This window comes from Paenibacillus xylanexedens (genome assembly GCF_007676705.1).
GTDB classification, from domain to species: Bacteria; Bacillota; Bacilli; order Paenibacillales; family Paenibacillaceae; genus Paenibacillus; species Paenibacillus xylanexedens_C.
The window spans coordinates 1,273,260-1,299,115 of sequence record NZ_VEBF01000001.1 but is presented as its reverse complement, the minus strand read 5'-3'; the positions used below and the strand labels follow the sequence as shown (position 1 = coordinate 1,299,115).

Annotated in this window: 22 protein-coding genes; 17 read left to right on the top strand and 5 right to left on the bottom strand. The window is 45.3% G+C overall.

Features of this window, described 5'->3' with window-relative positions; translation table 11 throughout:
* Positions 1-54: 54 nt before the first annotated feature.
* Entirely contained in the window at positions 55-810 is a 756-nt protein-coding gene (trmB, locus tag FS628_RS05685) for a tRNA (guanosine(46)-N7)-methyltransferase TrmB (protein ID WP_145319878.1), read from the top strand.
* A gap of 118 nt (positions 811-928) precedes the next feature.
* On the opposite strand, the gene FS628_RS05680 is transcribed toward trmB, so the two are convergent.
* On the bottom strand, positions 929-3,181 hold the full coding sequence (locus FS628_RS05680) for an AraC family transcriptional regulator (RefSeq protein WP_145319876.1): 2,253 nt from the start codon (positions 3,179-3,181) through the stop codon (positions 929-931).
* 408 nt (positions 3,182-3,589) lie between these two features.
* Between FS628_RS05680 and FS628_RS05675 the strand changes: the two genes are divergently transcribed.
* The 3 genes from FS628_RS05675 to FS628_RS05665 all read left to right on the top strand — a co-directional run bounded on the left by FS628_RS05675 (position 3,590) and on the right by FS628_RS05665 (position 7,109).
* The gene (locus FS628_RS05675; protein WP_017689672.1) at positions 3,590-4,495 is read left to right on the top strand and encodes an ABC transporter permease; all 906 of its coding nucleotides are present in this window, start codon (positions 3,590-3,592) and stop codon (positions 4,493-4,495) included.
* A 96-nt stretch (positions 4,496-4,591) separates the two neighbouring features.
* Positions 4,592-5,455 (top strand): carbohydrate ABC transporter permease, encoded by an 864-nt coding sequence (locus FS628_RS05670; RefSeq protein ID WP_370511436.1) that lies wholly within the window; start codon positions 4,592-4,594, stop codon positions 5,453-5,455.
* Between the two features lie 100 nt (positions 5,456-5,555).
* Entirely contained in the window at positions 5,556-7,109 is a 1,554-nt protein-coding gene (locus tag FS628_RS05665) for an ABC transporter substrate-binding protein (protein ID WP_440131246.1), read from the top strand.
* Positions 7,110-7,216: 107 nt separating this feature from the next.
* Here FS628_RS05665 and FS628_RS05660 read toward each other — a convergent pair whose 3' ends face one another.
* Both FS628_RS05660 and FS628_RS05655 read right to left on the bottom strand, forming a co-directional pair.
* Positions 7,217-8,368 carry an MGDG synthase family glycosyltransferase gene (locus tag FS628_RS05660; protein WP_145319872.1) on the bottom strand — a complete coding sequence of 384 codons (1,152 nt, stop codon included), beginning with the start codon at positions 8,366-8,368 and terminating at the stop codon, positions 7,217-7,219.
* A 50-nt stretch (positions 8,369-8,418) separates the two neighbouring features.
* Positions 8,419-8,946, bottom strand: a complete 528-nt coding sequence (locus FS628_RS05655) for a phosphatase PAP2 family protein (RefSeq protein ID WP_145319870.1) — start codon at positions 8,944-8,946, stop codon at positions 8,419-8,421.
* 711 nt (positions 8,947-9,657) lie between these two features.
* Here FS628_RS05655 and FS628_RS05650 point away from each other — a divergent pair.
* The 9 genes from FS628_RS05650 (at position 9,658) to FS628_RS31265 (ending at position 18,377) form a co-directional block, all read left to right on the top strand.
* On the top strand, positions 9,658-10,896 hold the full coding sequence (locus FS628_RS05650) for a glycosyltransferase family 2 protein (RefSeq protein ID WP_145319868.1): 1,239 nt from the start codon (positions 9,658-9,660) through the stop codon (positions 10,894-10,896).
* Between the two features lie 329 nt (positions 10,897-11,225).
* Positions 11,226-11,720, top strand: coding sequence for a translation initiation factor IF-3 (gene infC / locus FS628_RS05645; protein WP_145321407.1), 495 nt, complete (start codon positions 11,226-11,228; stop codon positions 11,718-11,720).
* A 24-nt stretch (positions 11,721-11,744) separates the two neighbouring features.
* The gene (rpmI, locus tag FS628_RS05640; protein ID WP_017689665.1) at positions 11,745-11,948 is read left to right on the top strand and encodes a 50S ribosomal protein L35; all 204 of its coding nucleotides are present in this window, start codon (positions 11,745-11,747) and stop codon (positions 11,946-11,948) included.
* An 89-nt stretch (positions 11,949-12,037) separates the two neighbouring features.
* The gene (gene rplT / locus FS628_RS05635; RefSeq protein WP_017689664.1) at positions 12,038-12,397 is read left to right on the top strand and encodes a 50S ribosomal protein L20; all 360 of its coding nucleotides are present in this window, start codon (positions 12,038-12,040) and stop codon (positions 12,395-12,397) included.
* Between the two features lie 577 nt (positions 12,398-12,974).
* Positions 12,975-14,015 carry a BMP family lipoprotein gene (locus FS628_RS05630; RefSeq protein ID WP_145319866.1) on the top strand — a complete coding sequence of 347 codons (1,041 nt, stop codon included), beginning with the start codon at positions 12,975-12,977 and terminating at the stop codon, positions 14,013-14,015.
* 184 nt (positions 14,016-14,199) lie between these two features.
* Complete coding sequence (locus tag FS628_RS05625; protein WP_145319864.1) at positions 14,200-15,738, top strand: ABC transporter ATP-binding protein; 1,539 nt, start codon at positions 14,200-14,202, stop codon at positions 15,736-15,738.
* Positions 15,731-16,810: an ABC transporter permease gene (locus FS628_RS05620; protein WP_145319862.1), complete on the top strand. Its 1,080-nt coding sequence runs from the start codon at positions 15,731-15,733 to the stop codon at positions 16,808-16,810. Before FS628_RS05625 ends, FS628_RS05620 begins: the two co-directional genes overlap by 8 nt.
* Positions 16,811-17,773: an ABC transporter permease gene (locus FS628_RS05615; protein ID WP_145319860.1), complete on the top strand. Its 963-nt coding sequence runs from the start codon at positions 16,811-16,813 to the stop codon at positions 17,771-17,773. It begins immediately after the preceding gene.
* 214 nt (positions 17,774-17,987) lie between these two features.
* On the top strand, positions 17,988-18,377 hold the full coding sequence (locus FS628_RS31265) for a hypothetical protein (protein WP_186327717.1): 390 nt from the start codon (positions 17,988-17,990) through the stop codon (positions 18,375-18,377).
* A 6-nt stretch (positions 18,378-18,383) separates the two neighbouring features.
* On the opposite strand, the gene FS628_RS05605 is transcribed toward FS628_RS31265, so the two are convergent.
* Entirely contained in the window at positions 18,384-18,827 is a 444-nt protein-coding gene (locus FS628_RS05605) for a GNAT family N-acetyltransferase (protein WP_397351990.1), read from the bottom strand.
* A gap of 602 nt (positions 18,828-19,429) precedes the next feature.
* Here FS628_RS05605 and ilvB point away from each other — a divergent pair.
* The 4 genes from ilvB (at position 19,430) to FS628_RS05585 (ending at position 24,599) form a co-directional block, all read left to right on the top strand.
* Positions 19,430-21,181 carry a biosynthetic-type acetolactate synthase large subunit gene (ilvB, locus tag FS628_RS05600; RefSeq protein ID WP_145319858.1) on the top strand — a complete coding sequence of 584 codons (1,752 nt, stop codon included), beginning with the start codon at positions 19,430-19,432 and terminating at the stop codon, positions 21,179-21,181.
* Positions 21,178-21,660 carry an acetolactate synthase small subunit gene (gene ilvN / locus FS628_RS05595; RefSeq protein ID WP_024628317.1) on the top strand — a complete coding sequence of 161 codons (483 nt, stop codon included), beginning with the start codon at positions 21,178-21,180 and terminating at the stop codon, positions 21,658-21,660. The genes ilvB and ilvN overlap by 4 nt, the downstream gene beginning before the upstream one ends.
* A 264-nt stretch (positions 21,661-21,924) precedes the next feature.
* A complete protein-coding gene (ilvC, locus tag FS628_RS05590) occupies positions 21,925-22,917 on the top strand; it encodes a ketol-acid reductoisomerase (RefSeq protein ID WP_062833429.1) in 993 nt (330 codons plus the stop codon).
* A gap of 140 nt (positions 22,918-23,057) precedes the next feature.
* A complete protein-coding gene (locus FS628_RS05585; RefSeq protein WP_145319856.1) occupies positions 23,058-24,599 on the top strand; it encodes a 2-isopropylmalate synthase in 1,542 nt (513 codons plus the stop codon).
* 254 nt (positions 24,600-24,853) lie between these two features.
* Here the strand turns inward: FS628_RS05585 and FS628_RS05580 are convergent, their stop codons facing one another.
* A complete protein-coding gene (locus tag FS628_RS05580; protein ID WP_133384119.1) occupies positions 24,854-25,834 on the bottom strand; it encodes an aldo/keto reductase in 981 nt (326 codons plus the stop codon).
* Positions 25,835-25,856 lie beyond the last annotated feature (22 nt).

Here is a 25,856-nt window from a genome sequence, read left to right as displayed (position 1 = left end):
CAGTTCTTCGGCAAAATAAGTTTGAGACAAGTATGGGACAAACGGAGGAATAAAATGCGTTTACGTGGCAGAAAAGGGATAAGAGAAAATCTGGAGCAGCAAGTCGATCTTGTTGTACTGGACCCCAAGCAGCACAAAGGAAAATGGTCTGAACTGTTTGGCAATGACCATCCGATCTTCGTGGAATTTGGTATGGGTAAAGGTCAATTTATCAGCCAAATGAGTTATAAATATCCGCAATTTAATTTTATCGGAATTGATATGTATGATGAGCTGGTGCGTCGTGCCAGTGAGAAGGCTCGCAATGCATGGAGTCAGGCTGATGTGGAGACACCACCGAACCTCAAGCTTGCGCTGGCGAATATTGAACAGATTGAGGAAGTTTTTGAACCGGAAGAACTGGAACGCATTTATTTGAACTTCAGTGATCCTTGGCCAAAAGCCAAGCATGCGCGCCGTCGGTTGACGCATCCACGCTTCCTGAAAAAATATACGGAATTGCTTAATGCAAAAGGACAGATTCATTTCAAAACCGATTCGGAGACGTTGTTCGATTTTTCACTCAACGCGATTGCCGACTTCGGCCTGCAAATGACCAACCTGTCTTTGAATCTGCATCGTGATGGCTTGAACGAAGAGCATGTGATGACAGAGTACGAGCAGAAATTCATGGGTAAAGGGATGAATATTCACCGAGTTGAAGTAATTGTTGGTGAAGAGGCTTTGCGTGAGTACCAACAGACACGTCTGGACAAGTATAAAGTTCGTGAAGCTTCGGATGAGTCTGGCGAAGATCAGGAACAGGAATAAAAGTAACTTCATACAAAAAAAGAGCGACCTATGAGAATGAACCATTCATCTCATCAGTCGCTTTTTTTCGTTGACGCTCGTTGCACAATGAACCTTTAAACTCATGTCTTTTATGTTTTCAAAAGTTCTCTGAATGGAACTCTTTGCGGCGATAATCGTTTGGTGTAACGCCATTGAACTTTTTGAACATGCGATAGAAGTATGAACTGTTGGTGAATCCGGTTCTCTCGGCAATATCGGCTACGGAGTTCTCCGTCTCCACCAATAGATGCTGAGCCTTGGCTATGCGAGTTTCGTTAATCACATCGGTGAGCCCTTTCAGGGTGAGTTGTTTGTAGAGCCTGCTCACATAGATTGGCGACATGCCCAGTTCATCTGCAATCGAGGTTAGACAGAGATTAGGGTCTGCATAGTCCCGTTCAATAATGCCATTGATTCTACGAATCAACTCTTCATGCTTCAGTGTACGTTTCTCCTCAACTTTGGAACCAAGCTCATCAAACATCCGATAGAAATGTTCATGTACCTCACTGATGTCCTCAGCGTCTTTAACAGGCAGCATTAGACCATCGGAGACTGAATCAAGCGTAAGCTGATTATTCTTCTTGAGCGTATTTCGTACATGATTTAGGGTCATCGTCAGATGGGATAAAGCTAGTTGGAAGACGGTGAACGGATATGCGGCTGTTTCGCCGACAATGTCTGCATAGACTTGTTTGGCTTCTCGTGTCTTGCCTGTCATTAGATAATCGATAAGTTGTCTTTCCTTACCTGCGGGGAATGCGTATTCTTTGGTGTGATAAGCCATGATGTCAGAGGTATAGATCAGACAGCCCGCTCCCATGAACAAACGATGGAGTGAAGCTTCGGCTGATCTGGTGTAAGATGCAATACTGTCTTCCAAGGAATCTTCTTCCGTGCCGATGGTAAAGGAGATGGAGCATTTTAAATGGGTCATTACAGCTGCCTGCATCATACGTAGCAGATCTTCGATCCGGTTATGAGCAGGTTGCCCAAGTTCATGGCTTTCCTCTTTTTCATTGAAGATGAGTGTGATCAGATCACCGCCCATGTCCACAGCTTCCGCATTGTAGTGGAGATCGGCTGTCTCGGTGCATATGTTCATCATGGCGTATTTTACAAGTTGGGTCTCATCACGGTACGTTTCGCAGAATTCGGTAAAATGGTCAATACGCAGCAATACCAGCCTGGATGTACGCTGAACGTCAATAGAGGAGCCGTAGAACTTCATCCGTTCTTCCAGCATACCTCCAGTTACTGTTTCGCGGCCCTGCAGGGCCCCTCGTAGAAAATCCTGCCGTAACAAATGAAGACTGCCACGTCGCTCTGCTTCCATCACACGTAAACGAACAAGCACCTTATCAATAGGGTGATAAAGTTTTCGGGACACAAGGTAAGAGAGCAGTAACCCTGCGAAGAGAAGTCCAACACAAAACAGAACGGTATGTGTGCGCATACTCCGTATATCTGAGGTAATCAGATCATAAGGTGTTATTCTCACATAACGCCAACCCAGGTCATCGGGAGCGGTATAGGTGATGAGAGATTTCTCTCCGTCGACCTTCTCGGTAAAGTAAGCTGACTGCTCCGTATCCTGCATAATTGGCTTCATAAAAGCTTCGCTGGAGAGATTTTTCATCAATGAACGGTCGCCAAAGTCAGATAAAAGGTCTCCATTCTCATTTACGATAAAAGTTTTGCCTGGTTGATCCACAGCATTCATATTTGGACTGAGCCAATCATCCTTGATATTAACGACGACAGCATAGTTTAGCTTCGCGTTATCATTAATCGTGTCATAACAGAGATAGGTGTAGCTGTTAACCTCTGTTGCTTCGGTAGAGCCGACCTGATATGTACGCGGGATGGGCACAAAAGGTTTATAGTCATGGAAGCGTTGGAGGATGCTTGTAATCCCCTGATCATCGATCTCCGAGATGGACTGCTGCCCATTGCGCACGTTGGAACTGATATAGAATTCATTACTTTTGGAGTTATATACATAGATGGATTCGATAAAGGGAAGGGACATACGGTAGTTGTCTAGCTGCTCCATCGCCGATGTGATCTCATAGATATTTGGTTTGGAATAGAGCAGTAATGAAGAGATAGTGTAGTCCTGATAAATCTGATATGACAATGATTTTGCAGTCTCGGTCATTTTGGCCACTTCACGGCTGGTTTGAGTAAGACTGTTCATATCTGTACGATACACCTGGCGAAGAGCAATCCGATTATAGTTGACATACAAAATAGAAGAAGCCACAAGTAAGGTAGCGACGGTACTGATAATAATGCCGATCAGAATCCGTGTGAAGACCTTCTGACTGTCCTCTGAACGTTTACGCATTCTGTTTCCCCCTCAGACCTCCTATTTTGGGTGAACAACATAGAATTTCATATACATACGTGAGGCTTCATATATGGATGAGCAGAAGAACAAGAGTAACTTGAATTATATATTATGTATGCGTTTACATCAATGATAGACAGGCTGTTTTGCCTGTTTTGTCTACATAAAGTTCAACTTTCGCTGGATTGTTCACTAGGTGTAGCCTATGCACGATATCAACATTTGTGAACGGATGTGTGTGGATGTCTGTTCATTTCATGGTTCGTTCGTTTTGTTCATAGTTCATTTCGCAGAATCGTTCATTTTCTGAAGGGAAGCTTCAGTATCCGTGAGTGAAGAGAGCATCTACAATAAAAAGAGAGCTCCACCACGCAGCACCGCAAGAAATTCGGGAGGGATCGAGCCATGCTCAAAGAATTGAACAAAAACAAAATCATGTTTCTGATGCTGTTGCCCACGCTGATCTTTTTTCTGATTAACTCGTATTTTCCGATGGTCGGCATCTATTATGCGTTCACCCGGTATGATTTTGAAGGCGGATTATTTGGTAGTCCATTTGTCGGTCTGGAGAACTTTAAGTTCCTGTGGCAATCCGGAATGCTGCTGAAGCTCACAACCAACACTGTGGGTTACAATCTCGCCTTCATTATATTAGGAAACGGTCTGGCGATCTTCTGTGCGATCATGCTTAGCGAGATCCGGGGCAGGTTATTCAAAAAAATCACGCAATCCGTCATGTTCTTGCCGTATTTCATCTCATTTGTACTATTAAGTGTAATCGCTTACAACATGTTTAACTACGAGTCGGGTTTTGTGAACACGGTGCTCAAACGTTTTGAGGCTGGCCCGGTCGACATTTATAACACACCCTGGATCTGGGTGTTCCTGATCATCATCTTTTATCTATGGAAAAATCTTGGATACAGCATGGTCATCTATCTGGCCGCCATAACGGGTATCAGTGACGAGTATTATGAAGCCGCCCGAATCGACGGGGCCAATATATTTCAGCGGATCTGGTACATTACGGTACCGATGCTGAAGCCAACCTTTGTCATATTGTTGTTGTTCTCGCTCGGTAGCATTATGAAGGGGCAGTTTGATCTGTTCTATCAACTGATCGGCAACAACGGGGTTTTGTACAACGCTACAGATATTATTGATACGTATGTGTATCGTTCACTGAAAGTAACTTTTGATATCGGGATGGCAACGGCAGCTGGTCTGTATCAGTCCTTGTTTGGATTCATTTTGATCATGACCGTCAACTATATTATTCGCAAAGTAAATGAGGACTACGCCTTGTTCTAGAACGCCCGCAGGGCAGGAGGGAGAACGATCATGAACACGCCCATGAATACTCACACTCGTACGAATACTCGTCTCAGAGATTCGGAATTCACTTTCATGTTTCAACTGATTTCCTACAGCTTCATCATCATTTTATCAATCATGTGCTTGCTACCGTTTCTGTTGATTCTATCCGGTTCATTCAGTAGCAACGAGTCCATTGTGAGGGATGGTTATCACCTCTTTCCAACGGACTTTTCCCTGGAAGGTTACAAAATGGTGTTCAAATTCCCGACTCAGGTACTCAAGGCTTATGGAGTAACGGTCTTTACAACGGTGGTGGGGACTACGCTAGGGCTATTCCTCATCACGATGGCCGGATTTGTGCTCCAGCGTAAGGATTTTAAATATCGTAACACGTTCTCGTTTTTTATCTACTTCACAACCCTGTTTGGTGGGGGACTTGTACCTTGGTACATTATGCTGGCGAACTACTTCAATCTCACAGATACGTACACCGTACTGATTTTCCCGGGGTTGATGACGCCATTTCTCATTATCCTGATGAAAAACTTCATTCGCTCCGCAGTGCCGGATGAATTGATTGAGTCCGCCAAAATTGATGGAGCGAATGACTTCCGCATCTATTTCAGCATTGTGTTGAAACTGGCGATGCCTGGTATCGCCACCGTAGGTCTGTTTCTGGCACTGGGTTACTGGAATGACTGGTTTACCTCATCCCTCTTCATTAACAACCCGGATATGTACCAACTTCAATTTTATCTCTACAACACGATGAACACGATTACATTCATTGACCAGATGGCGATTGGCACAGGGATCACACTCAGTCAGGATGTGCCTACCGAATCAACCAAGATGGCAATGGCTATCGTTGTAACGGGACCGATTTTGTTCCTGTATCCGTTTGTACAACGTTATTTTGTCAAAGGACTCACCATTGGTGCAGTGAAAGGTTAGAACGTGAACACGCTGTGGGTGTCAGGCCATTGACATCATTTCCGGTCTGAAACATGGCGAGTCTGCGCTAACATATAAAGGTTCACCACAAAAAGGGAGGATGCGTATGCGTAACAAAACAATTCGGCACCTGTCTCTGGTACTTGCCCTGATGTTGTTCGCCGGGGTACTTGCCGCATGTAATAACGGTTCGGGGGGATCGACGCAAGGAAGTGAACAAGGAGGAACATCCGAGAACAAAGGCGAGAAAGTCACGCTTCAATTTTACATGCTTGGGGATGCTCCAAAAGATCTGCCTGTTATTGAATCCGAGATCAATAAGCTGGCGGAGGCTGATCTGAACGTCAATGTGAAATTCAACTACACCTCATGGACCGACTGGGATCAAAAATATAAACTGCTGCTGTCTTCCGGGCAGCCGATCGATCTGATCTTCACAGCGGATTGGACATTCTACCAGTCCTATGCCAAGAAGGGCGCGTTCCTGCCACTGGATGAAATGCTGCCTACAGCAGCGCCGGCACTGAAAGCCCATGTCCCTGACGACATGTGGAATGCAGTCAAAATCAATGACAAAATCTATACCGTTCCATCGACATGGATTGAGTATGTAACAGAGGGAATTGCATACCGCGAAGATTTGCGCGAGAAGTACAATCTTCCGAAGCCGGAATCGTTGGAGACACTCGAAGCGTATCTGGAAGGAATCAAAGCCAACGAACCGAATATGATTCCGATCGCAGACAGTAATGCCAACCACACCCACGGTATTCGTCAATTGACATCCAAGCTGGTGAATACAGCAGGTCAACTCCCATATGGACTGGATATTATGTATGACACGCCGTCCACTGTGACGTCTTATTGGGGATCGGCGCAACATCTCGAAGACCTGAAAACATACAAGCGGTGGATGGACAAAGGCTTTTTCCCGAAAAACGTACTGAATGTAAAGGATACTTCCAACTCATTGCTGCAAAATGGAAAAGCAGCTGTTGTTCTGTCTGGAGAGAACCCGAACAAATTTAATGCAGATGTCATCAAGGTACAGTCTACGCATCCCGATTGGAAACTGGCTTATTTCCCGTACCCGAATGCGAAAGGGTTTGCACAGCCGGTTCACCCGATTCACAACGGTTTTGCGATTCCGCGTAGCAGCAAAAATCCTGAAAAAGCCTTGGCCTTTTATGAGAAGCTGGTGACAGACAAACGATATAACTGGTTGACTGAATACGGCGTTGAAGGCAAAAACTTTGAGGTAGATAATGGATACTACAAGATGGTAGGCGATGCACAGACGAACGGCTTCCCGCGTGAGGGCATGAATGGTTGGGCATGGCGTAATCCGGAATTCATGCTCTATGACAAAACCTTTGATGACGTGCTGACCATGTTTGAAGATCTCGACAAAATCAAAAAACCTGATATTTATACCGGATTTGCTGAAGACTGGACACCGTACCAAGCCGAGAAGGCTGCATTGGAACAAGTGGAAAAACAATATTTGTATCCGCTTAATGTAGGTTTGGTGGCAGACGTAGAGGCTGGATTGAACACGTTCATGGAGAAGGCAAAACAAGCAGGTTTGGAAAAAATTCAGGCGGAGTACACCAAGCAGTGGCAAGAGTACTTGAAGTTAGCTGGCATTCAATAGTTTGTACTTTCCTTCATAAGAAAAGGTGCCTTCCGATTCGAAGGCACCTTTTCGATGTGGTTGCAGGCTTGTTTGAAGCCGTTGGTTAGAGGCTTGATTGGATAAAATTATAAACGGGCCTCTTCTGCGGATGAAGGACGAACGTCCTCCAGCAGGTCGATAATACTTTGAGCGCTCTCCATCGGATGAACCTTGGCGATTTCCGCCAGATGGCGTTTGCGTTTACGTACGATATCCGGATAGTGATTCAGCAACTTATTCATCCATTTGATCACTACATCGAGCGAAGTTATGGGTTCTCCCAAACCTCTTGCGGTAAAATAATGAACGTTCTCTTCTTCCTGACCTGGTATAGGATTATGGAACAACATTGGAATTCCCTTGGCCAATCCTTCGCTGCAAGTCATGCCGCCAGGCTTGGTGATCAGCAGGTCGGATACTTCCATCAATTTGTCGACTTCGTTGGTGTAACCAATAATATGAATGTTTTCTTTGCGATACATCGAGTTCTGTTCCATGCTGATCCGTGCTTTATCATTGCGTCCGAAACAGAAAATGATCTGAATATCTTCATGCCAGCGTGTCAGTAACGGATGAACTAACTTGTCACTGAGCATTCCCCAACCCCCGCCCATTACCAGTACAGTGGGCATGTTTTTGAGATTAAATCTGCTTCGGATCTCATCTCGACCGGGATGCTCCCAGAAGTTTGGATGTACGGGAATGCCTGTGACTCGAATTTTGTCTTTAGGTACGCCACGCAACATTAGTTTGGACTTAACCTCATCTGAAGAAACCAGGTAAAGGTCTACTTCACGGTTAATCCATGTCCCATGTGCATCATAATCGGTAATGACTGTGCAAAGGGGAACCTGTACACCCAGTCGCTTCAGTCTGGATATGACAGCACTTGGGATCGGATGGGTGCATACAATCGCATCGGGACGTAACTGACGCACGACGCTGCGTGTATGTGTATAGAACAGTTTATGCAGCGCCAGCGTTGTGAGCCGGTTCAATGACTTTTTATATTGATGCCTGTATACGTACCCCACGAGTTTGGGCTGGTTAGTCACCGTTTTTTTGTATGCCGTTATAATAAGAGGTGCAACCTTGGGATTTAAGAAACTTCCCAGTTCAAGCACTTTCGTCTGCACGTCTGGCGACAGCTTTCGCAAATGGCTGGACAGTGCATAGGCGGCTTGAGTATGCCCCGTACCAAAGCCTTCAGATAATAGTAATACTCTTTTTTTCTCCACGCTTGCTTCACCTGTTCCTGCTAGGTTTTTCTGAGTCTAACATATCGGCTTTAAGACCAGAATGCAACTGTTGCAAGTGCGACTAAAGTACCTATTGTAGCACCTGCCAGAACATCGGAAGGATAGTGTAATCCCAGATAAATTCGAGAGAATCCGACAATAAGAGCCACAGGCAACAATATTAGCAATAAGATCGGATCAGCGGTCATAAATGGAACCGTGACCGAAAAAATGGCAGTTGTGTGTCCTGAAGGAAACGAGTGGTCCGTCAGGGGATTACGAAACGTAATGGTATCCGGCAAGGCCAGATAAGGCCGAATGCGAGGATACAATTTTTTCGCGATGGCTACAGGAATATGGCTGACCGCAAGAGCGATACAAGCCTGAAGTCCTGTTGTGCTCCATGGAGCTGGAGCAAGCAGCCAGATTAACAAGGATACTGCAATAGAAGAAGTTGCCCCACCCAGATGAGTGAAATAATACAGCCAAAAATTCATAAAACGATTATGAAGTCGGCCGTTGATCCACATAAAAACATTTCGATCATAATCTTGAAACTTTAAGAAAAAACGGCTCATATTGGCCTCCTGCCAGTCAGGCCGCCCGTAATGGCGGCAGTATTTCCGGTGAATTTCTGCATCCGGTTTCGTCCTGATTAGTATATAACCGTTTTTCGCGAACTTGAGGTTATTTCAGGTATATGTTTATCATATTTTTAAATGTTGTCCTTTTCAAGACGAACACATGTAAAGAACGTAAAATTCATGTTAAAGAGTGGATAGATATCCATCTTAACTTTTTGACTTGAGTAAGCCAAAAAAGATACAATGATTCAACATGGCTGAAATGAGGTAAAAAAATGTGAGTTTTGTTTTAAACTTTTTGAGGTCTGTTTGCGTTATTTGTTATAGAGCCTCTGACGAAGAATAACATGCTGATGAAAAAAGCAGGGACTTTAGAAATAAAAATCAAGTAAACGGCTGAAAATAAGATATAACAGGCATGAATGCGAGGTTGTGGTATCACGAAGTGTCTATTCAGCCTTTAAAGATCACATTTCTGCTTTAGAAAGTGGAATTGGGGTTTTGACAAATGACTGAAAAGAATACAGAATCGATAAAGCAGCCAACTGATAGCAACCAAGCTTTGAAACATTGCCTGATATATTCGCGTAGTACACAAAAGAACAGGGTCATATTCTGCAGATCAAAAAAAAATAACTTGCAGAATCAGGAAGAGAAAATGCTTTAGTAAACTGGGTTTCGAAAAAAAGGGGGTAACAGAGAACGATGTTGGACGCTATATTCGTCACGATGCAGGTCATTCTGGCACTGCTAGCCGTGTACCAATTCACGTTTTCGCTGTTTGGTCTGATTAGGAAAAAGAAAAAGAAACATTATCCGGCGACAAAATCTTTCGCTGTACTCGTCGCAGCACACAATGAGGAACAGGTCATTGGTGCCTTGATGGAGAACCTCAAACAACTTGATTATCCGGAAGATCTGTATGATGTGTTTGTCATCTGTGACAACTGTACGGATGGAACGGCACAGATTGTCAGAGAACATGGGTTAAATGCCTGTGTGCGTACCAATGCCGATCTAAGAGGTAAAGGGTATGCCATCGAATGGATGCTTAAGTACCTGTGGAAATTGCCGCGTCAGTATGACGCAGTTGTCATGTTTGACGCGGATAACCTGGTTGACCGTAACTTCTTGCTTGAGATGAATGATGACTTGAACAATGGTTCGCGTGTTATCCAAGGATACATTGATACGAAAAATCCGGAGGATTCCTGGATTACTGCAGCATACGGTGTATCTTACTGGTACATCAACCGTCTGTGGCAGTTGTCTCGTCATAACTTGAATATGGCGAACTTCCTCGGAGGTACGGGGATGTGCTTCGAGACCAACCTGCTGAAGGAAATTGGCTGGGGCGCAACAAGTCTGGTTGAGGATCTGGAGTTTACGATGCGTAGTGTGCAACGTAATGTATATCCTGTTTTCAACTACGATGCCAAAGTATTTGATGAGAAGCCATTAACATTCAAAGCTTCAGCGAGACAACGTCTGCGCTGGATGCAAGGTCACTTTACAGTTGCTCGTAGATACTTCTTCCCACTGCTCTGGCAGTCCATTAAGGAAAGAAGCTTGGTGAAATTTGACCTTGCTATCTATGGAGCCAATGTCTATGTTGTATTGCTTACATTCCTCATGACTGCTGCGATGTGGGTAGACATGGCTATATTCAAGGGTCCGCACATTGCAAATATTTATGGATACTTCCCGCTATGGGTTGGATTTGTGGCTATTGGCTTGAACATCCTGACGTTCCTGTTGTCGATGGCGTTAGAGAAGGTTACCTTTGCCAAAGTTTATCTATATCTGATCCTGTTCCCGATTTACCTGTTGTCATGGTACCCGATCACGTTCTACGCTTTCTTCACGCAGAACAACAAACAGTGGAGCCACACGCAGCACACGCGTGTTGTACGTTTGGATGAGGTACAGAGCAAACAAGGGTAAGAAGCAGGCATACATGAGTTGTTGCATCTGATATAACAAATGTATAATTACGAAAAAAGTTGTGAAGATGTTGACAAGGTATTTCGTGGATGTTATAGTATTCAAGTGCGTTAAAACGAATAGCAATGGAATCACAAGTAGAAGTCCGACTTCTCACCTGATCAACACTATGTTGGCTGGTCAACGATCCCAATAATTTATGAAGTGTATACTCATGAAGAATTGTGTTGATTACAGGGATGTCGGTAGCTTGACCGGCATCCCTTTTATTTTTGTGTAACAGGATATTCAAAATGACCTGGAGGTGGACGGTTATTAGTAAAGATCACATGATTAATGATGAGATTCGGGCGAAGGAAGTACGCCTTGTCGGAGCTGAAGGAGAACAAATTGGGATTACGCCCATTCGCGAAGCACTGCAAATGGCAATTGATCTGAATTTGGATCTGGTCAATGTGGCACCACAGGCTAAACCGCCGGTGTGTCGCATCATGGACTATGGCAAATTCCGCTATGAGCAACAAAAGAAAGATAAAGAAGCCCGTAAGAACCAGAAAATTGTTGACATTAAAGAAGTATGGTTCCGTTCCAATATTGAGGAGCACGATTATCAAACGAAGCTTCGTAATGTAGTTAAGTTTTTGAACGAAGGCGACAAAGTGAAATGTTCTGTTCGTTACCGCGGACGTGAAATTGCACATGCCGCGATTGGTCAACGGATTTTGGAGCGCGTTAAGGTAGAAGTTGCAGAACTTTGTACTATTGAACGTCAACCGAAATTGGAAGGCCGCAGTATGATCATGATTTTGGCTCCTAAAGCCTGATAACATTGGAGGAGGAAACACAAAATGCCTAAAATGAAAACACACAGCAGTTTGAAAGGACGCTTCAAAATTACCGGTTCCGGTAAAGTCCTTCGTTACAAAGCTCACAAAAACCACTTGCTTTCTCACAAATCCAAACGTGCTAAGCGCGTTCTGAACGGTAACCCAGTTATGGCTGCCGGGGATGTTAGACGTTTGAAACAAGGTTTGGCTAACTTGAAAGGCTAATTCTAATTAGTACATTCCGTATGGGGGGATCGGCTACGGCCGTACACATACAACGGATACATTTATATTTATTTGGGAGGTTCTTTAATATGGCAAGAGTAAAAGGCGGTTTTGTAGTACGTCGTCGTCATAAAAAGGTTTTGAAACTGGCAAGAGGTTATTTCGGTTCCAAACACCGTATCTTTAAAACAGCAAACGAGCAAGTAATGAAATCCCTGGTATACGCATACCGTGACCGTCGCAACACGAAACGTAACTTCCGCAGACTGTGGATCGTTCGTATCAATGCAGCAGCACGTATGAATGGTTTATCTTACAACAAACTGATCCATGGTTTGAAACTTGCTGGTGTAGACATGAACCGCAAAATGTTGGCTGATCTGGCCGTTAACGACATCAATGCGTTCAACTCTTTGGCTACTGTAGCTAAAGGCAAAATCAACGCTTAAATTGTATGATACAAGCCGCCGTACCTATATGGCGGCTTTTTTACGGCTTTGAGGGGATTAGGAGATGAATCTCTGAAGGAGTAGAACGAATAGGCTATAGTCTGGAAGGGAACAATGAGACCAGACAACGAATGAATAACAGACCATGGGAATACATAAAATACGAACGGTGAAATAGTACAAAAGAAAACAGGTGAATTTCACATATCACTAAAGTTAGCGGTATGTTTTTGTTATATAACATCACATCGTTGTAACGTTAGTGTGTTAAAACGCTAAATTATTAAGCGTTTTCAATAAAAAAAGAACAAAAATATGTGATATTTGGTGATGAAACATCTGGATTTTAACACTGGTTGATTGTATAATCACCTCTAGTAGGCTAGTCCTAATTTTTCTCTCCATGTCGTAATGTTCGGTTTTTCGACAGATGATTGGATGCTTCAAGGGTGAGAATGCGCTTTTAATGTCGAAGAAACCATACATTCTGCATAAAAGTCATTCCTGCTATCTGTTGATCCGATCAATGTAGGCTGGATTGGAATGAAGGATATATCATTAAGGGGGAAAAAGAGAAATGAAAAAGATGCTCAGCTTGTCTTTGGTAATGTTGCTGGCGGTATCGGTTATGCTCGCAGGTTGCGGTAGCAAACCGAAAGAAGAAACAAATGCCGGAGGAGATACAGGTGGCACATCCACTGAAGCAAAATCCGATCTTAAAATCGGTATGGTTACTGACGTAGGTGGAGTTAATGACAAATCCTTTAACCAATCCGCTTGGGAAGCTCTGCAAGCGACTGAAACAGAAACAGGTACTGCAGTTAAATACCTGCAAAGTAAATCCGATGAAGAGTACATTCCGAACCTGAACGAATTCGTTAAAAACGGATATGACCTGACTTGGGGTATCGGTTTCCAATTGGCTGATGCAATCAAGACTGTTGCTGAGCAAAACACAGAAGCTAAACTTGCGATCATTGACAGTGTAGTTGATGTTCCTAACGTTAAATCCGTAACATTTGCTGAAGAGCAAGGTTCTTTCCTGGTTGGCGTTGTTGCCGGTCTGACTACAAAAACGAACAAAATCGGTTTTGTTGGGGGAATGGACAGCCCATTGATCAAGAAATTTGAAGTTGGTTTCAGAGAAGGCGTTAAAGCAGTTAATCCTGATGCTGAATTGATCTCCAACTATACAGGTGCATTTGACAAACCAGACCTTGGTAAAGCAGCAGCAGCTACGATCTACAACCAAGGTGCGGATATCATTTTCCACTCTTCCGGTGCTACTGGTAACGGTGTGTTCAACGAAGCAATCGCTCGTAAGAAACAAGGACAAGAAGTATGGGTTATCGGTGTAGATAAAGACCAATCCCTGGAGTTTGGTGATGAAGTAACACTGACTTCCATGATCAAAAAAGTTGATGAAGCAGTTAAGAAAGTAAACCAAGAAGTGATCGACGGCACATTTGCTGGCGGTTCCGAAAATCTGACTCTGAAAGAGAACGGTGTAGGTATTGCTGATACTTCTACAAAAAATGTTTCTGCTGACATCCTTACTAAAGTGGATGAATACAAAGAAAAAATCATCAGCGGCGAAATCAAAGTACCTACTGAGTAATTTGATCCTAGTCGCATAAGAATAAATCATCAGGGCCGGTCTTGACCGGCCTTATGATTGCAAGAACAGGAACATTTGATCAAGTCATCATAACAATTGTACAAGGTCATTGTGCATCAACGCTCCGGTAGGAGCTTTTCTTTCGTTTGCGGAACCACACTATATCAGTTATAAGGGTGATTACATGGGTGCAGCAACCCCCGTCGTTGAGTTAAAACAAATAACGAAGCGTTTCCCAGGCATTGTTGCCAACGACGCTATCAGCCTTCAGCTTCGTAAAGGCGAGATTCATGCGCTACTGGGCGAAAACGGCGCTGGTAAGTCAACGTTGATGAATATTGTATTTGGTCTCTATCAGCCAGATGAAGGTTCCATTGAAGTGAATGGCAAGCCTGTCATCATCGACAGCCCTAACCGAGCGATCGATCTTGGCATCGGCATGGTGCATCAGCACTTTAAGCTTGTACAGCCGTTCACGGTAACAGAGAACATTATTTTGGGATCTGAACCAACGAAGGGTCTCAATATTAACTATAAAAAAGCAGCCGCTGAAGTGCAGCGTCTGTCCGAACAGTATGGACTCAAGGTGAATCCGCATGCCAAAATTCATGATATCTCTGTCGGAATGCAGCAACGTGTGGAGATCGTTAAAACCTTGTATCGCGGTGCAGACATTCTGATTTTTGACGAGCCTACAGCGGTATTGACTCCTCAAGAGATCAAAGAATTGATGATCATCATGAAGAAGCTCGTAGCTGAAGGCAAGTCGATTATTTTGATCACGCACAAACTGAAAGAGATCATGGAGATCTCCGACACGGTAACGATTATTCGTCGGGGTAAAGTCATTGATTCGGTCAAAACATCGGAAACCAATCCGAATGAATTGGCAGAGAAAATGGTAGGTCGGAATGTCACATTCAAAGTGGACAAAAAACCGGCTACACCAGGAGCCAATGTGCTTGAAGTTAGTAAATTGACTGCGAAGAATAAAGAAGGTATTTCGGTTCTGAACCAACTTAACCTGAATGTGCGTGCAGGAGAGATTGTCGGAATCGCAGGCGTGGATGGTAACGGTCAAAGTGAACTCATTGAAGCCCTTACCGGACTTCGTAAAGTCGAGAGCGGTTCGATTCGTTTGGAGGGCAAGGAGCTGTCCAATCATTCTCCGCGCCATATTTCTGAATCGGGCATAGCCCATATCCCGGAAGATCGACACAAACATGGACTTGTCCTTGATTTTTCAGTGAGTGAAAATATCGTTCTGGAATCGTACTATAAAGCACCATACACCCGTAAAGGATTCCTTAACTTCGATGCGATCAAAAAGCAGGCGAAGCGGCTTGTGGAGGCATTTGACGTGCGTACACCAAGCATCGAGACCAAAGCTCGTTCCTTGTCCGGAGGAAACCAGCAGAAGGCCATTATCGCCCGTGAGGTGGATAAAAACCCTGAATTGCTTATTGCTGCCCAACCAACACGTGGTTTGGACGTAGGGGCTATTGAGTTCGTGCAAAAGCAACTGATAGCACAACGCGATCAAGGTAAGGCTGTTCTACTGATTTCATTTGAGCTTGATGAGATTATCAATGTATCTGACCGAATTGCTGTTATCTATGAAGGCCAGATCGTTGGCGAGGTGCTGCCGGAAGAAACCAATGACAGGGAGCTCGGCTTGATGATGGCGGGCAGCACCCAAAAGAGAGGTACTGCGCATGAATAACGTATTGAAATGGTTTACCCGAGATTCATTTATTTTGCCTGTCGTCGCCATTGTTATGGGTCTGATTCTCGGTGGGGTTGTCATGCTGATCGGTGGTTACAATCCGGTTGAAGCTTATGGCGCATTGTTCACCAAGGTATTTGGAGACATGTACAACTTTGGTGAAGCGGTACGTGAAATGACGCCACTGATCATGACTGGACTTGCATTTGCATTTGCATCACGTGCAGGGCTGTTCAACATCGGGGGAGAAGGTCAATTTCTCGTCGGTATGACAGCTGCAACATTTGTTGGTGTTAAGTTTGCAGGTTTGCCGATCTACCTCCATGCGCCACTGGCTTTGATTGCCGGTGCATTGTTTGGTGGTCTTTGGGCCGCGATTGCTGGTTATCTGAAAGCGGCACGTGGGGTCAATGAAGTTATCAGCAGTATCATGTTGAACTGGATTGGTCTGTATCTGGCTAACCTTATCGTTCGCCAATTCTTGCTGTTAAAAGGCGAGAATCGTTCCGTGGATATCAGTGAATCGGCTTCGATTAGTTTGACATGGCTCTCTGAACTGATGGGCAACTCCCGTGTACACATGGGGACGTTGATTGCCATTGTGATGGCTGTGCTCTTTTATATCTATATGTGGAAAACAAAACAGGGTTATGAAATCCGCGCGGTAGGCTACAACCCGAATGCGGCTGAATATGCAGGTATGCATGTTAACCGGAATATCGTAAAAGCGATGTTCATCAGTGGTATGCTTGCAGGTCTTGGTGGTGCATTCCAGGTGCTCGGGGTGTTCCAGTACCAGACTGTCATGTCGGGTTCGCCGGGAACAGGTTTTGACGGAATTGCGGTTGCCCTGATTGGTTTGAATCATCCGTTTGGGGTGTTATTGGGGGCAGTGCTGTTCGGTACCCTCACGTACGGATCTGCAGGTATGAGTTTCGCTGCGGATGTTCCGCCTGAGATTATTCGGATTGTGATCGGTTCGATTATCTTCTTCATTGCGGCACAGGGCATCGTGCGCTGGATACTTAAACCGTTCTATTCGAAGCGCAAGAAAGAGAAGGTGTTGTAGATGGACTTGTTGACAATTGGGCAAATTATCAATACGACGCTTGTCTTTGCTACGGCATTGATTTTTGCATCCCTCGGCGGAATTTTTTCGGAAAAATCAGGTGTGACTAACCTCGGACTTGAAGGCTTCATGGTCTTTGGTGCCTTTGCAGCTGGAATCGGGGCACATTATGCGCAAGAAGCGGGCATGGGTGGAACCACATCGGCCTGGATGGGTATTTTGCTTGCGATTGTATTGGGCGTACTCGTGTCGCTGATTCATGCCGTTGCGTCTATTACATTTAAGGCAGACCAGATTATCAGTGGTATCGTTATTAACTTTTTGGCAGCAGGAAGTACGTTGTACCTGGTTAAACTGTTGTTTGAAGGTTCTGGTGATTCACCGTTGGTATCAGGGTTCAGCAAGTTTGATGTGCCGTTCTTGAAAGACATTCCTTTGCTTGGAGAGGCCTTCTTCAAGAATGTATATCCAACGACATATCTGGCCATTCTGTTCGTATTCCTGACGTATTACATCATGTTCAAAACGCCATTTGGTCTGCGCCTGCGCTCTGTAGGTGAACATCCAAGTGCGGCAGATACGGTTGGTATTAAAGTGCGTCGGTATCGCTATGTTGCCGTTATGATCAGTGGTGCACTTGCGGCCATTGGTGGAGCTGCGATTACATTGACGACTACAGGTACATTCTCACACAATACGGTTTCCGGCCAAGGTTATATTGCCATTGCAGCTATGATCTTTGGTAAGTGGAATCCGATCGGTGCCTTTGGTGCGGCTGTGTTCTTCGGATTCTCTCAAGCGATCCGAAACTATGTACAGTTGTTCGAATGGTCACAGAGTATTCCCCAGGAAATTATTTATATGCTGCCTTACCTGCTTACCATTATCGTTCTCGTTGCAGCGGTTGGTCGTTCTTCGGCTCCGTCTGCCCTCGGTGAAGCGTACGATCCGGGTAAAAGGTAACAACCTTCAGCATATCAAGTTAGCTATCCAATGCTTTGTTAAAAGGGTCCGCCTTGTGCGGGCCTTTTTTGTTTTCTTGAATGCTCATCCACTTTTGCATACTCTCCCTGGTTCTCGTTCAGATACCCATATTTTCAGGTAGGGACAAAGAAACAGGCGAATCCGGTCATGGACGAATACACTGTTTTGAACGATCCGAGGAGGAGGGGAAAGTATGAAACAACAAGTTACGCGTGATGAAGCGATGAAATTAATAGGCAAAAATATTGTGGTAATCAAAAAAGACGGCACTCGGGTTACGGGAAAGCTGTTGAAAGTATCTGGCAACAAACTGGTACTGAAGCGTCTGAATGGCAAAAAAGTACGTACAAAAGCGATTCTGCCACTGGTGTTGTTTGATCTGCTTGCTATTGCCACACTGCCTTACGCTTATGGTCCTGGCCCCGGCTTCGGTCCCGGATATGGACCTGGACCGAAACCAGGCCCTGGATATGGTCCAGGTTACGGACCGGGATATGGACCTGGAGGACCTGGTGGCGGTTATGGCCCGGGCCCTGGTTTCGGCCCATATGGACCGGGTCCACGTCCACCAGGATTTTTCTAGGTCATTCTATAATGTTTTTTCCATTTCGTAGCAGCGGCTTATCATAATGTATCGAATCGCACTATATCCATTTTTTTGATAAAACTGAAGCCCTTTGGTATTGCCTTCATCCACCATGACTTTCGATCTTTTACAACCCCGAGATGCCGCAAAGCTCTCTGCTTTAAGTAACAAAGTCTGACCGTAACGTTTGCGTTGCTCTTTCGGACTAACGGCCATCATATCGACATAGAGCAGTTCACCATGCATGAGAAAATGGATGAATGCAACAGCAGCTTTGTCTGGCTCTGGCGAGACAACAAAGGTCATGCCCCTGTTCATTCGCAGGGGTATTTCTTTGCGGATTTTATTAATTTCTTTTTCACTCATATGAGATAGAGGAACAAGTTGAGTGTCAATCAGCTTCATGATGGCGCCATCATCCAGCTTGGATGTGCGTTGCCGAATCACCATGCGGAGCCTCCTTTCAGGACCAGTCGTGCTGCTCGTATATTCTATGCCCGAAGCAAGATAAAAGGTGACTGAATGAAGTGCGGGGATTAGGGCAAACTTATAGGCTGAACAGGGAGGAAGGAAGGTTCTCTGAATTTTTATGCAAAACAGGTATTGACTTATCGGTTGGAGGAATCATATAATGTTCCTAACATTTAACGAGAATATTTCATCGGCTATGAAGAGGACGAAGTTTTAAGGGCTCTTTTGCTCAGAGAGTGGCTGGAATTGCTGAAACCACCACCATAACCCCTTATATACGAGCTCACCTCGGAGCTGTTTTCCTGAAAAGCACTGGATGTCACTCCTTTCGCGTATTAGGGAAAATCGTATGTCTGCGTTACAGACAACAGGTATGGGAAACGACTATGTTCGTTTGAGCTATCGTTTTGTTGTACCTGGTAAGGTCCGTTATTGCGAAATTTCGGACAAAGTTGGGTGGTACCACGGAAGCGATAACCTTTCGTCCCTCGCAAGCATGAACTTGTTTGCAGGGATGGAAGGTTTTTTTTGTAACTTTAAATGTCAGAATGATGTAAATTCCGAGAGGAGGATGACTGATGGGAGCTCAAATTCCAGAAGTACGGTCAACAGATGAATTACGCGAAAAATGGATGAAGCCTGAGGTCATTAGCGGATCAGAAATTCTGCTGAGAAGCTTGTTGCTTGAAGGTGTAGATTGTGTATTTGGTTACCCGGGCGGCGCAGTGTTGTACATTTACGATGCAATGTATGGTTTCGAGGACTTTAAGCACGTCTTAACCCGTCACGAACAAGGTGCAATTCACGCGGCTGACGGATATGCACGGGCAAGCGGAAAAGTGGGTGTATGTATTGCTACCTCCGGACCAGGAGCAACGAATCTGGTTACCGGTATTGCAACAGCATATATGGATTCAGTACCACTCGTAGTCATTACGGGGAACGTAATCTCGAGCCTGATCGGTTCAGATGCTTTCCAGGAAGCGGACATTACCGGGATTACAATGCCAATTACCAAACACAGTTACTTGGTGAAAGATGTAAAAGACCTGTCCAGTGTAATTCATGAGGCATTCCATATTGCCAATACCGGTCGTAAAGGTCCTGTACTGATCGACATCCCGAAAGATGTATCTGCGAACAAAACATTGTTTGAACCGACAACTGAACCTGTTATATTGAGAGGGTACAATCCACGGACAGTACCGAACAAACTGCAGGTTGACCGTTTGGCTCAGGCCATTCAGGAAGCAGAACGTCCAATGATTTTGGCCGGTGGCGGTGTGGTATACTCGGGTGGACATGAAGAACTGTTCGAGTTTGTTGAGAAGACAGGCATTCCAATTACAACTACACTTCTTGGTCTTGGCGCATTCCCGAGTGGTCATGAATTATGGACGGGTATGCCAGGTATGCACGGAACGTACACTTCCAATCAAGCCATTCAAAAAGCGGATCTGCTGATTAACATCGGCGCACGATTCGATGATCGGGTAACAGGCAAGCTGGATGGATTCGCTCCACATGCCAAGATCGTTCATATCGATATTGATCCGGCTGAGATTGGTAAAAACATCGCAACGGATATTCCAATTGTTGGTGATGTGAAAACCGTACTGGAAATTGCAAACAAAGAAGTTAAGCGTGCAGAGCGTGCAGATGCATGGAGAGACCAGATCAAACAGTGGAAACAAGAGAAGCCTTACAGCTATACGGATTCAGACGAAGTGCTGAAACCTCAGTGGGTTGTAGAAATGCTGAATGATACAACCAAAGGTGAAGCGATTGTGACGACGGATGTGGGACAACATCAGATGTGGGCAGCACAATATTATAAGTTTAATCAACCACGTTCATGGGTAACTTCGGGTGGTCTCGGAACGATGGGCTTTGGATTCCCTTCTGCAATTGGTGCTCAGATGGCTAATCCGGACAGACTCGTTATCTCTATTAACGGTGATGGCGGAATGCAGATGTGTTCCCAAGAACTCGCGATCTGTGCCATTAACAATATACCGGTAAAAATTGTTATCATTAACAATCAAGTACTTGGAATGGTTCGCCAATGGCAGGAACTCATCTATGAGAACCGTTACAGCCACATTGATCTGGCAGGAAGTCCGGATTTTGTAAAACTGGCTGAAGCATATGGCGTGAAAGGATTGCGTGCAACGAATAAAGAAGAAGCGGCGCGGGCTTGGCAGGAAGCTCTGGATACACCAGGACCAGTCGTTGTAGAATTCGTGGTACGCAAGGAAGAAAATGTGTATCCAATGGTTCCGCAGGGAGCAACAATTGATCAAATGCTGATGGGGGATGCTGAGGAATGATTAGACATACGATTTCAATATTGGTTAACGATCAGCCAGGCGTCCTTCAGCGGGTATCAGGGTTGTTCGGTCGACGCGGATTTAACATTGAAAGTATTACAGTGGGTCAATCGGAAGAACCCGGACTCTCCCGGATGGTTATTGTCACCATTGGTGACGATAAAACACTGGAGCAGATTGAGAAACAATTGTACAAAATCATCGATGTCATTAAAGTGGTTGATTTCAGCCTGAAACCGATGGTAGCCCGTGAACTCGCGCTGATCAAAGTGAAAGCAGAGCCTTCCGAGCGTCCTGAAATTCTGGGTGTGGTGGAAACTTTCCGCGCATCCGTTGTAGATGTTGGTCCAGGCAGCCTGATTGTGCAGGTGGTCGGAGATACGGACAAAATTGATGCGATGATTGAATTGCTCAAGCCATACGGCATTCGCGAATTGTCCCGTACAGGCATAACTGCATTGGTACGCGGCAACGTATAAGGCTATAATGAATGAAGAGGGGACGACGGTTAGCTAACATATACAGTTGATCTTATGTGAGAGTGTCAGTCCCTTAACAGTTATAAGGTAACATTTTAGTGATGTAACGCTTGAAAAGATAGCCACACTCCCGCATTAATGGGCGGGTGTCTGAACGGATCGGATCAGACCAGAGACGCTTTCAATACTTTAAGCGAGCCGGTCCCTTGAGACACCCGCTCATTAATGAAGGGTTCTTTACAATACAAAGGAGGACTAATAAACATGCCAGTAACTACTTATTATGAACAGGACGCAGAGCTTAACGTATTGAAAGGAAAAACGATCGCGGTAATCGGTTATGGTAGCCAGGGCCACGCCCAAGCTCAAAACCTTCGTGATAGCGGATTGAACGTAGTCATCGGACTTCGTGAAGGTAAATCCTTCGACACTGCAAAAAATGACGGATTTGAAGTTCTGTCCCCGGCTGAAGCAACAAGCCGCGCAGATGTAGTTCAAATCTTGCTCCCTGACGAAACTCAAGCTTCTGTATACAAAAACGAAATCGAACCAAACCTGAAAGAAGGCGCTGCATTGCTCTTCTCACACGGTTTCAACGTTCATTTCGGTCAAATCGTTGCTCCAAAAAACAGCGATGTATTGCTGGTAGCTCCTAAATCCCCTGGTCACATGGTACGTCGTACTTATGTAGAAGGTTTTGGTGTACCGGGCCTGATCGCAATCGAGCAAGATGCAACAGGTAAAGCGAAAGAAATCGGTTTGGCTTATGCAAAAGGTATCGGTTGTACTCGCGCAGGGGTTATCGAAACTTCCTTCCGTGAAGAAACAGAAACAGATCTGTTCGGAGAGCAAGCTGTTCTGTGTGGTGGTGTAAGTGCTTTGGTAAAAGCTGGATTCGAAACATTGACAGAAGCGGGTTACGCTCCTGAAATGGCATACTTCGAATGTCTGCACGAACTGAAGCTGATCGTTGACATGATGTATGAAGGCGGACTTGCAAGTATGCGTGATTCCATCAGTAACACAGCTGAGTACGGTGACTATGTAACTGGACCTCGCGTTGTAACTGAAGATACGAAGAAAGCAATGAAAGAAGTCCTGACGGATATCCAACAAGGTAAATTCGCACGCGACTTCATTCTGGAGAATCAATCCGGACGTGCATTCTTGACAGCAACTCGTCGTAACGAAGCTGAACACCCAATCGAAGTGGTTGGCGGACAATTGCGTGAGATGATGCACTGGATCAAGAAGTAAGCATTAACTTTCAGAACATGCACTTATAAGGTATTCAAGTAAACTTAGAGCTTTAACTGGGAATAGCGGCCGTGCTTATGCGTGAGCCGCTATTGCTGGTTCAGAGAAACATAATATTACAAGTACAGGAGGTGCGAAGCGTGCGTAAAATCTATGTATTTGACACAACGCTGCGTGATGGAGAGCAATCCCCGGGAGTCAATCTGAACACTCGTGAAAAGGTGGAAATTGCCCATCAGCTCGAGCGGCTTGGCATTGACCGGATGGAAGCTGGTTTCCCGGCGGCATCTCCAGGTGACCTGGCCGCTGTCAATGCAGTAGCAAAAGCGGTCAAAAATGTGACCGTAATTGGCTTGTCCCGTTCCAGAGAGCAAGACATTGATGCGGTTAAGGAAGCGCTTAAAGGTGCACAGGACCCATGCATTCACGTTTTCCTGGCAACTTCGCCTATTCACCGCCAACATAAATTGCGTATGGATAAAGGGCAAGTCCTGGATACGGCTCGTTCCGCGATTCGTTATGCGAAGAAAACATTTTCAAAGATTGAATTCTCGCTGGAGGATGCAGGTCGTACGGAGTATGATTTCCTTGTGGAAATGGTGAATATGGCTGTCGAAGAGGGTGCTTCCGTCGTGAATATACCGGATACAGTCGGCTACCTGAGCCCATATGAATACGGAAACATTTTCAAACATCTCAAGGAGAATGTGCACGGTATTGAAAAGGTACAGCTAAGTGCCCACTGTCATAATGATCTGGGTATGGCGACAGCCAATACACTTGCAGCCATTCTGAATGGAGCCGATCAGATCGAAGGGACGATCAATGGCATCGGTGAACGTGCAGGCAACACGGCGATCGAGGAGATTGCTATGGCACTGGAGACACGTCAGGAATTTTTCCAGGCGAAAACATCGCTGCAGTTGTCTGAGATTGCACGGACCAGTCGTTTGGTTAGCCGTTTGACAGGTATGGTTGTGCCCGGCAACAAAGCCATTGTTGGAGCGAACGCATTTGCACATGAATCCGGAATTCACCAGGACGGCATGTTGAAGGAAAAAACAACGTACGAGATCATGACTCCAGAGTCCATCGGTTTGAAGGAAAGCAAACTTGTACTGGGTAAACATTCCGGTCGTCATGCCTTCCGTGAGCGTTTGATTGATCTGGGATATGAGCTGGAAGAAGAAGCGTTGAATCGTGCTTTTGCCCAGTTCAAAGATCTGGCTGATAAGAAGAAAGAAGTGACTGACGAAGATCTGCTCGCGGTAATTGAAGAGAAATTGCAGGATGCACCTGAGGTGTATAAACTGGAATCGATCTTTGTTACGTACGGTGATGAATCGGTACCAACAGCCAAAGTCCGCATTGCGACGCTTGACGGGGATACGGTTGAGAAGCAAGCAGAGGGTAATGGATCAGTAGATGCAATCTACAACGCGATTGACCAGGTGAGCGGGGAAGAGGTAACGTTGTCTGACTATTCCATCAAATCGGTAACGCATGGTAAGGATGCATTGGGTGAAGTACATGTTGTGCTGACTCAAAATCAGGTCTCGGTACAAGGGCGTGGTGTGAGCACGGATATACTGGGTGCAAGTGCACGTGCCTATGTGGACGGTCTGAACCAATTGATTGAGAAACGCAAAACATACACGAATCGTGTAAATGTGAACCTGTAGGTCTCGGTGCAGCAAGCACGAACTCTTAATTAAACTAGGAGTTGGAACTCATTTAAGTCGTTAGAATGATCGTCTTAATCTGAATGGATATAGAAGTTCGTGTGGCTTTCTTTGCTCCGTTCAGTGAGGTACGTAAAGAGTCTGACTCTCTTGTGAGGGTCAGACTCTTTTGCCTTTTATTTATATGATTATGACAGTAAAACACAGTGCAAGTTGCACGCTTAACTCTCGAATTGGCTTATGCTATCAAGCTTTTACCACGCATAAGCATTAGGTGCATGTCCACCTGGACCCGGGAAAATCTCATCCAGACGTTTGAGCACGGCTTCATCCAGAGTCACATCCAGACATTTGAGTGCGGTTTCAAACTGCTCCAATGTACGCGGTCCGATAATCGGGGCAGTTACTGCCGGGTTGGCAGCAACCCAGGCCAAAGCCACCGTATCCTGTGGTTCACCGAGATCACGACAGAGTGCTGCAAAGTCTTCGAGTTGAGTCTGCTGTTGCTCGATCCGCCCAGCGATGCCTCCGCTGCGTGTTCCTTCCAGCTTCTGAAGCGCATTACGTCCCAGTAACCCACCATCCAGTGGACTCCATGGAATGACACCGAGGCCCAGTTCTTTGGCGGCAGGCAGCACTTCCAGTTCAGGTAAACGACAGTTGAGACTATATTTATGTTGTTCGGAAACTAGGCCGAGGAAATGGCGATTCTTGGCTTCGCTTTGTGCAATTGCAATCTGCCATGCAGCAAAGTTGCTTGACCCTACATAACCGATTTTACCCTGGTGAACGGCATTCTCAAATGCGCCCCACAGCTCGTTCCACGATATGGCAGGGTCCACATGGTGCATCTGGTACAGCTCGATATGATCCGTCTGCAAGCGGCGGAGGGAACCTTCCAGATGACGTCTGATTTTGTATGCAGAGAGGCCGGCTTCGTTGTTGGGGCCGTCTGTATCATCATGCATGGAGCCATAGACTTTGGTGGCCAGAACTACTTTTTCACGTCTGCCACCGCCCTGATTGAACCAGCGTCCGATAATTTCTTCGGTAAGACCGGAATTCTCACCCCAGCCGTAGATGTTAGCGGTATCAAAAAAGTTCACGCCTGCATCGAGTGCTGCGTCCATAATGCGGAAAGCCTCTTTCTCATCTGTAGCAGGCCCGAAATTCATGGTACCAAGACAGATTCGGCTGACCTTAAGGCCTGATTTACCCAAATACGAATATTGCATGTTAACTACCCCTCCTGCGTAC

What these genes read in the sequence shown, in the direction of transcription:
- ilvB (WP_145319858.1), top strand. Translation starts at nt 19,430, where the DNA reads ATGGGAGCTCAAATTCCAGAAGTACGGTCAACAGATGAATTACGCGAA.
- FS628_RS05655 (WP_145319870.1), bottom strand. Translation starts at nt 8,946, where the DNA reads ATGAGCCGTTTTTTCTTAAAGTTTCAAGATTATGATCGAAATGTTTTT.
- FS628_RS05665 (WP_440131246.1), top strand. Translation starts at nt 5,556, where the DNA reads ATGCGTATGCGTAACAAAACAATTCGGCACCTGTCTCTGGTACTTGCC.
- rplT (WP_017689664.1), top strand. Translation starts at nt 12,038, where the DNA reads ATGGCAAGAGTAAAAGGCGGTTTTGTAGTACGTCGTCGTCATAAAAAG.
- FS628_RS05615 (WP_145319860.1), top strand. Translation starts at nt 16,811, where the DNA reads ATGGACTTGTTGACAATTGGGCAAATTATCAATACGACGCTTGTCTTT.
- FS628_RS05675 (WP_017689672.1), top strand. Translation starts at nt 3,590, where the DNA reads ATGCTCAAAGAATTGAACAAAAACAAAATCATGTTTCTGATGCTGTTG.
- ilvN (WP_024628317.1), top strand. Translation starts at nt 21,178, where the DNA reads ATGATTAGACATACGATTTCAATATTGGTTAACGATCAGCCAGGCGTC.
- FS628_RS05580 (WP_133384119.1), bottom strand. Translation starts at nt 25,834, where the DNA reads ATGCAATATTCGTATTTGGGTAAATCAGGCCTTAAGGTCAGCCGAATC.
- FS628_RS05670 (WP_370511436.1), top strand. Translation starts at nt 4,592, where the DNA reads ATGTTTCAACTGATTTCCTACAGCTTCATCATCATTTTATCAATCATG.
- FS628_RS05630 (WP_145319866.1), top strand. Translation starts at nt 12,975, where the DNA reads ATGAAAAAGATGCTCAGCTTGTCTTTGGTAATGTTGCTGGCGGTATCG.
- ilvC (WP_062833429.1), top strand. Translation starts at nt 21,925, where the DNA reads ATGCCAGTAACTACTTATTATGAACAGGACGCAGAGCTTAACGTATTG.
- FS628_RS05680 (WP_145319876.1), bottom strand. Translation starts at nt 3,181, where the DNA reads ATGCGTAAACGTTCAGAGGACAGTCAGAAGGTCTTCACACGGATTCTG.
- FS628_RS05650 (WP_145319868.1), top strand. Translation starts at nt 9,658, where the DNA reads ATGTTGGACGCTATATTCGTCACGATGCAGGTCATTCTGGCACTGCTA.
- infC (WP_145321407.1), top strand. Translation starts at nt 11,226, where the DNA reads ATGATTAATGATGAGATTCGGGCGAAGGAAGTACGCCTTGTCGGAGCT.
- FS628_RS31265 (WP_186327717.1), top strand. Translation starts at nt 17,988, where the DNA reads ATGAAACAACAAGTTACGCGTGATGAAGCGATGAAATTAATAGGCAAA.
- trmB (WP_145319878.1), top strand. Translation starts at nt 55, where the DNA reads ATGCGTTTACGTGGCAGAAAAGGGATAAGAGAAAATCTGGAGCAGCAA.
- FS628_RS05620 (WP_145319862.1), top strand. Translation starts at nt 15,731, where the DNA reads ATGAATAACGTATTGAAATGGTTTACCCGAGATTCATTTATTTTGCCT.
- rpmI (WP_017689665.1), top strand. Translation starts at nt 11,745, where the DNA reads ATGCCTAAAATGAAAACACACAGCAGTTTGAAAGGACGCTTCAAAATT.
- FS628_RS05625 (WP_145319864.1), top strand. Translation starts at nt 14,200, where the DNA reads ATGGGTGCAGCAACCCCCGTCGTTGAGTTAAAACAAATAACGAAGCGT.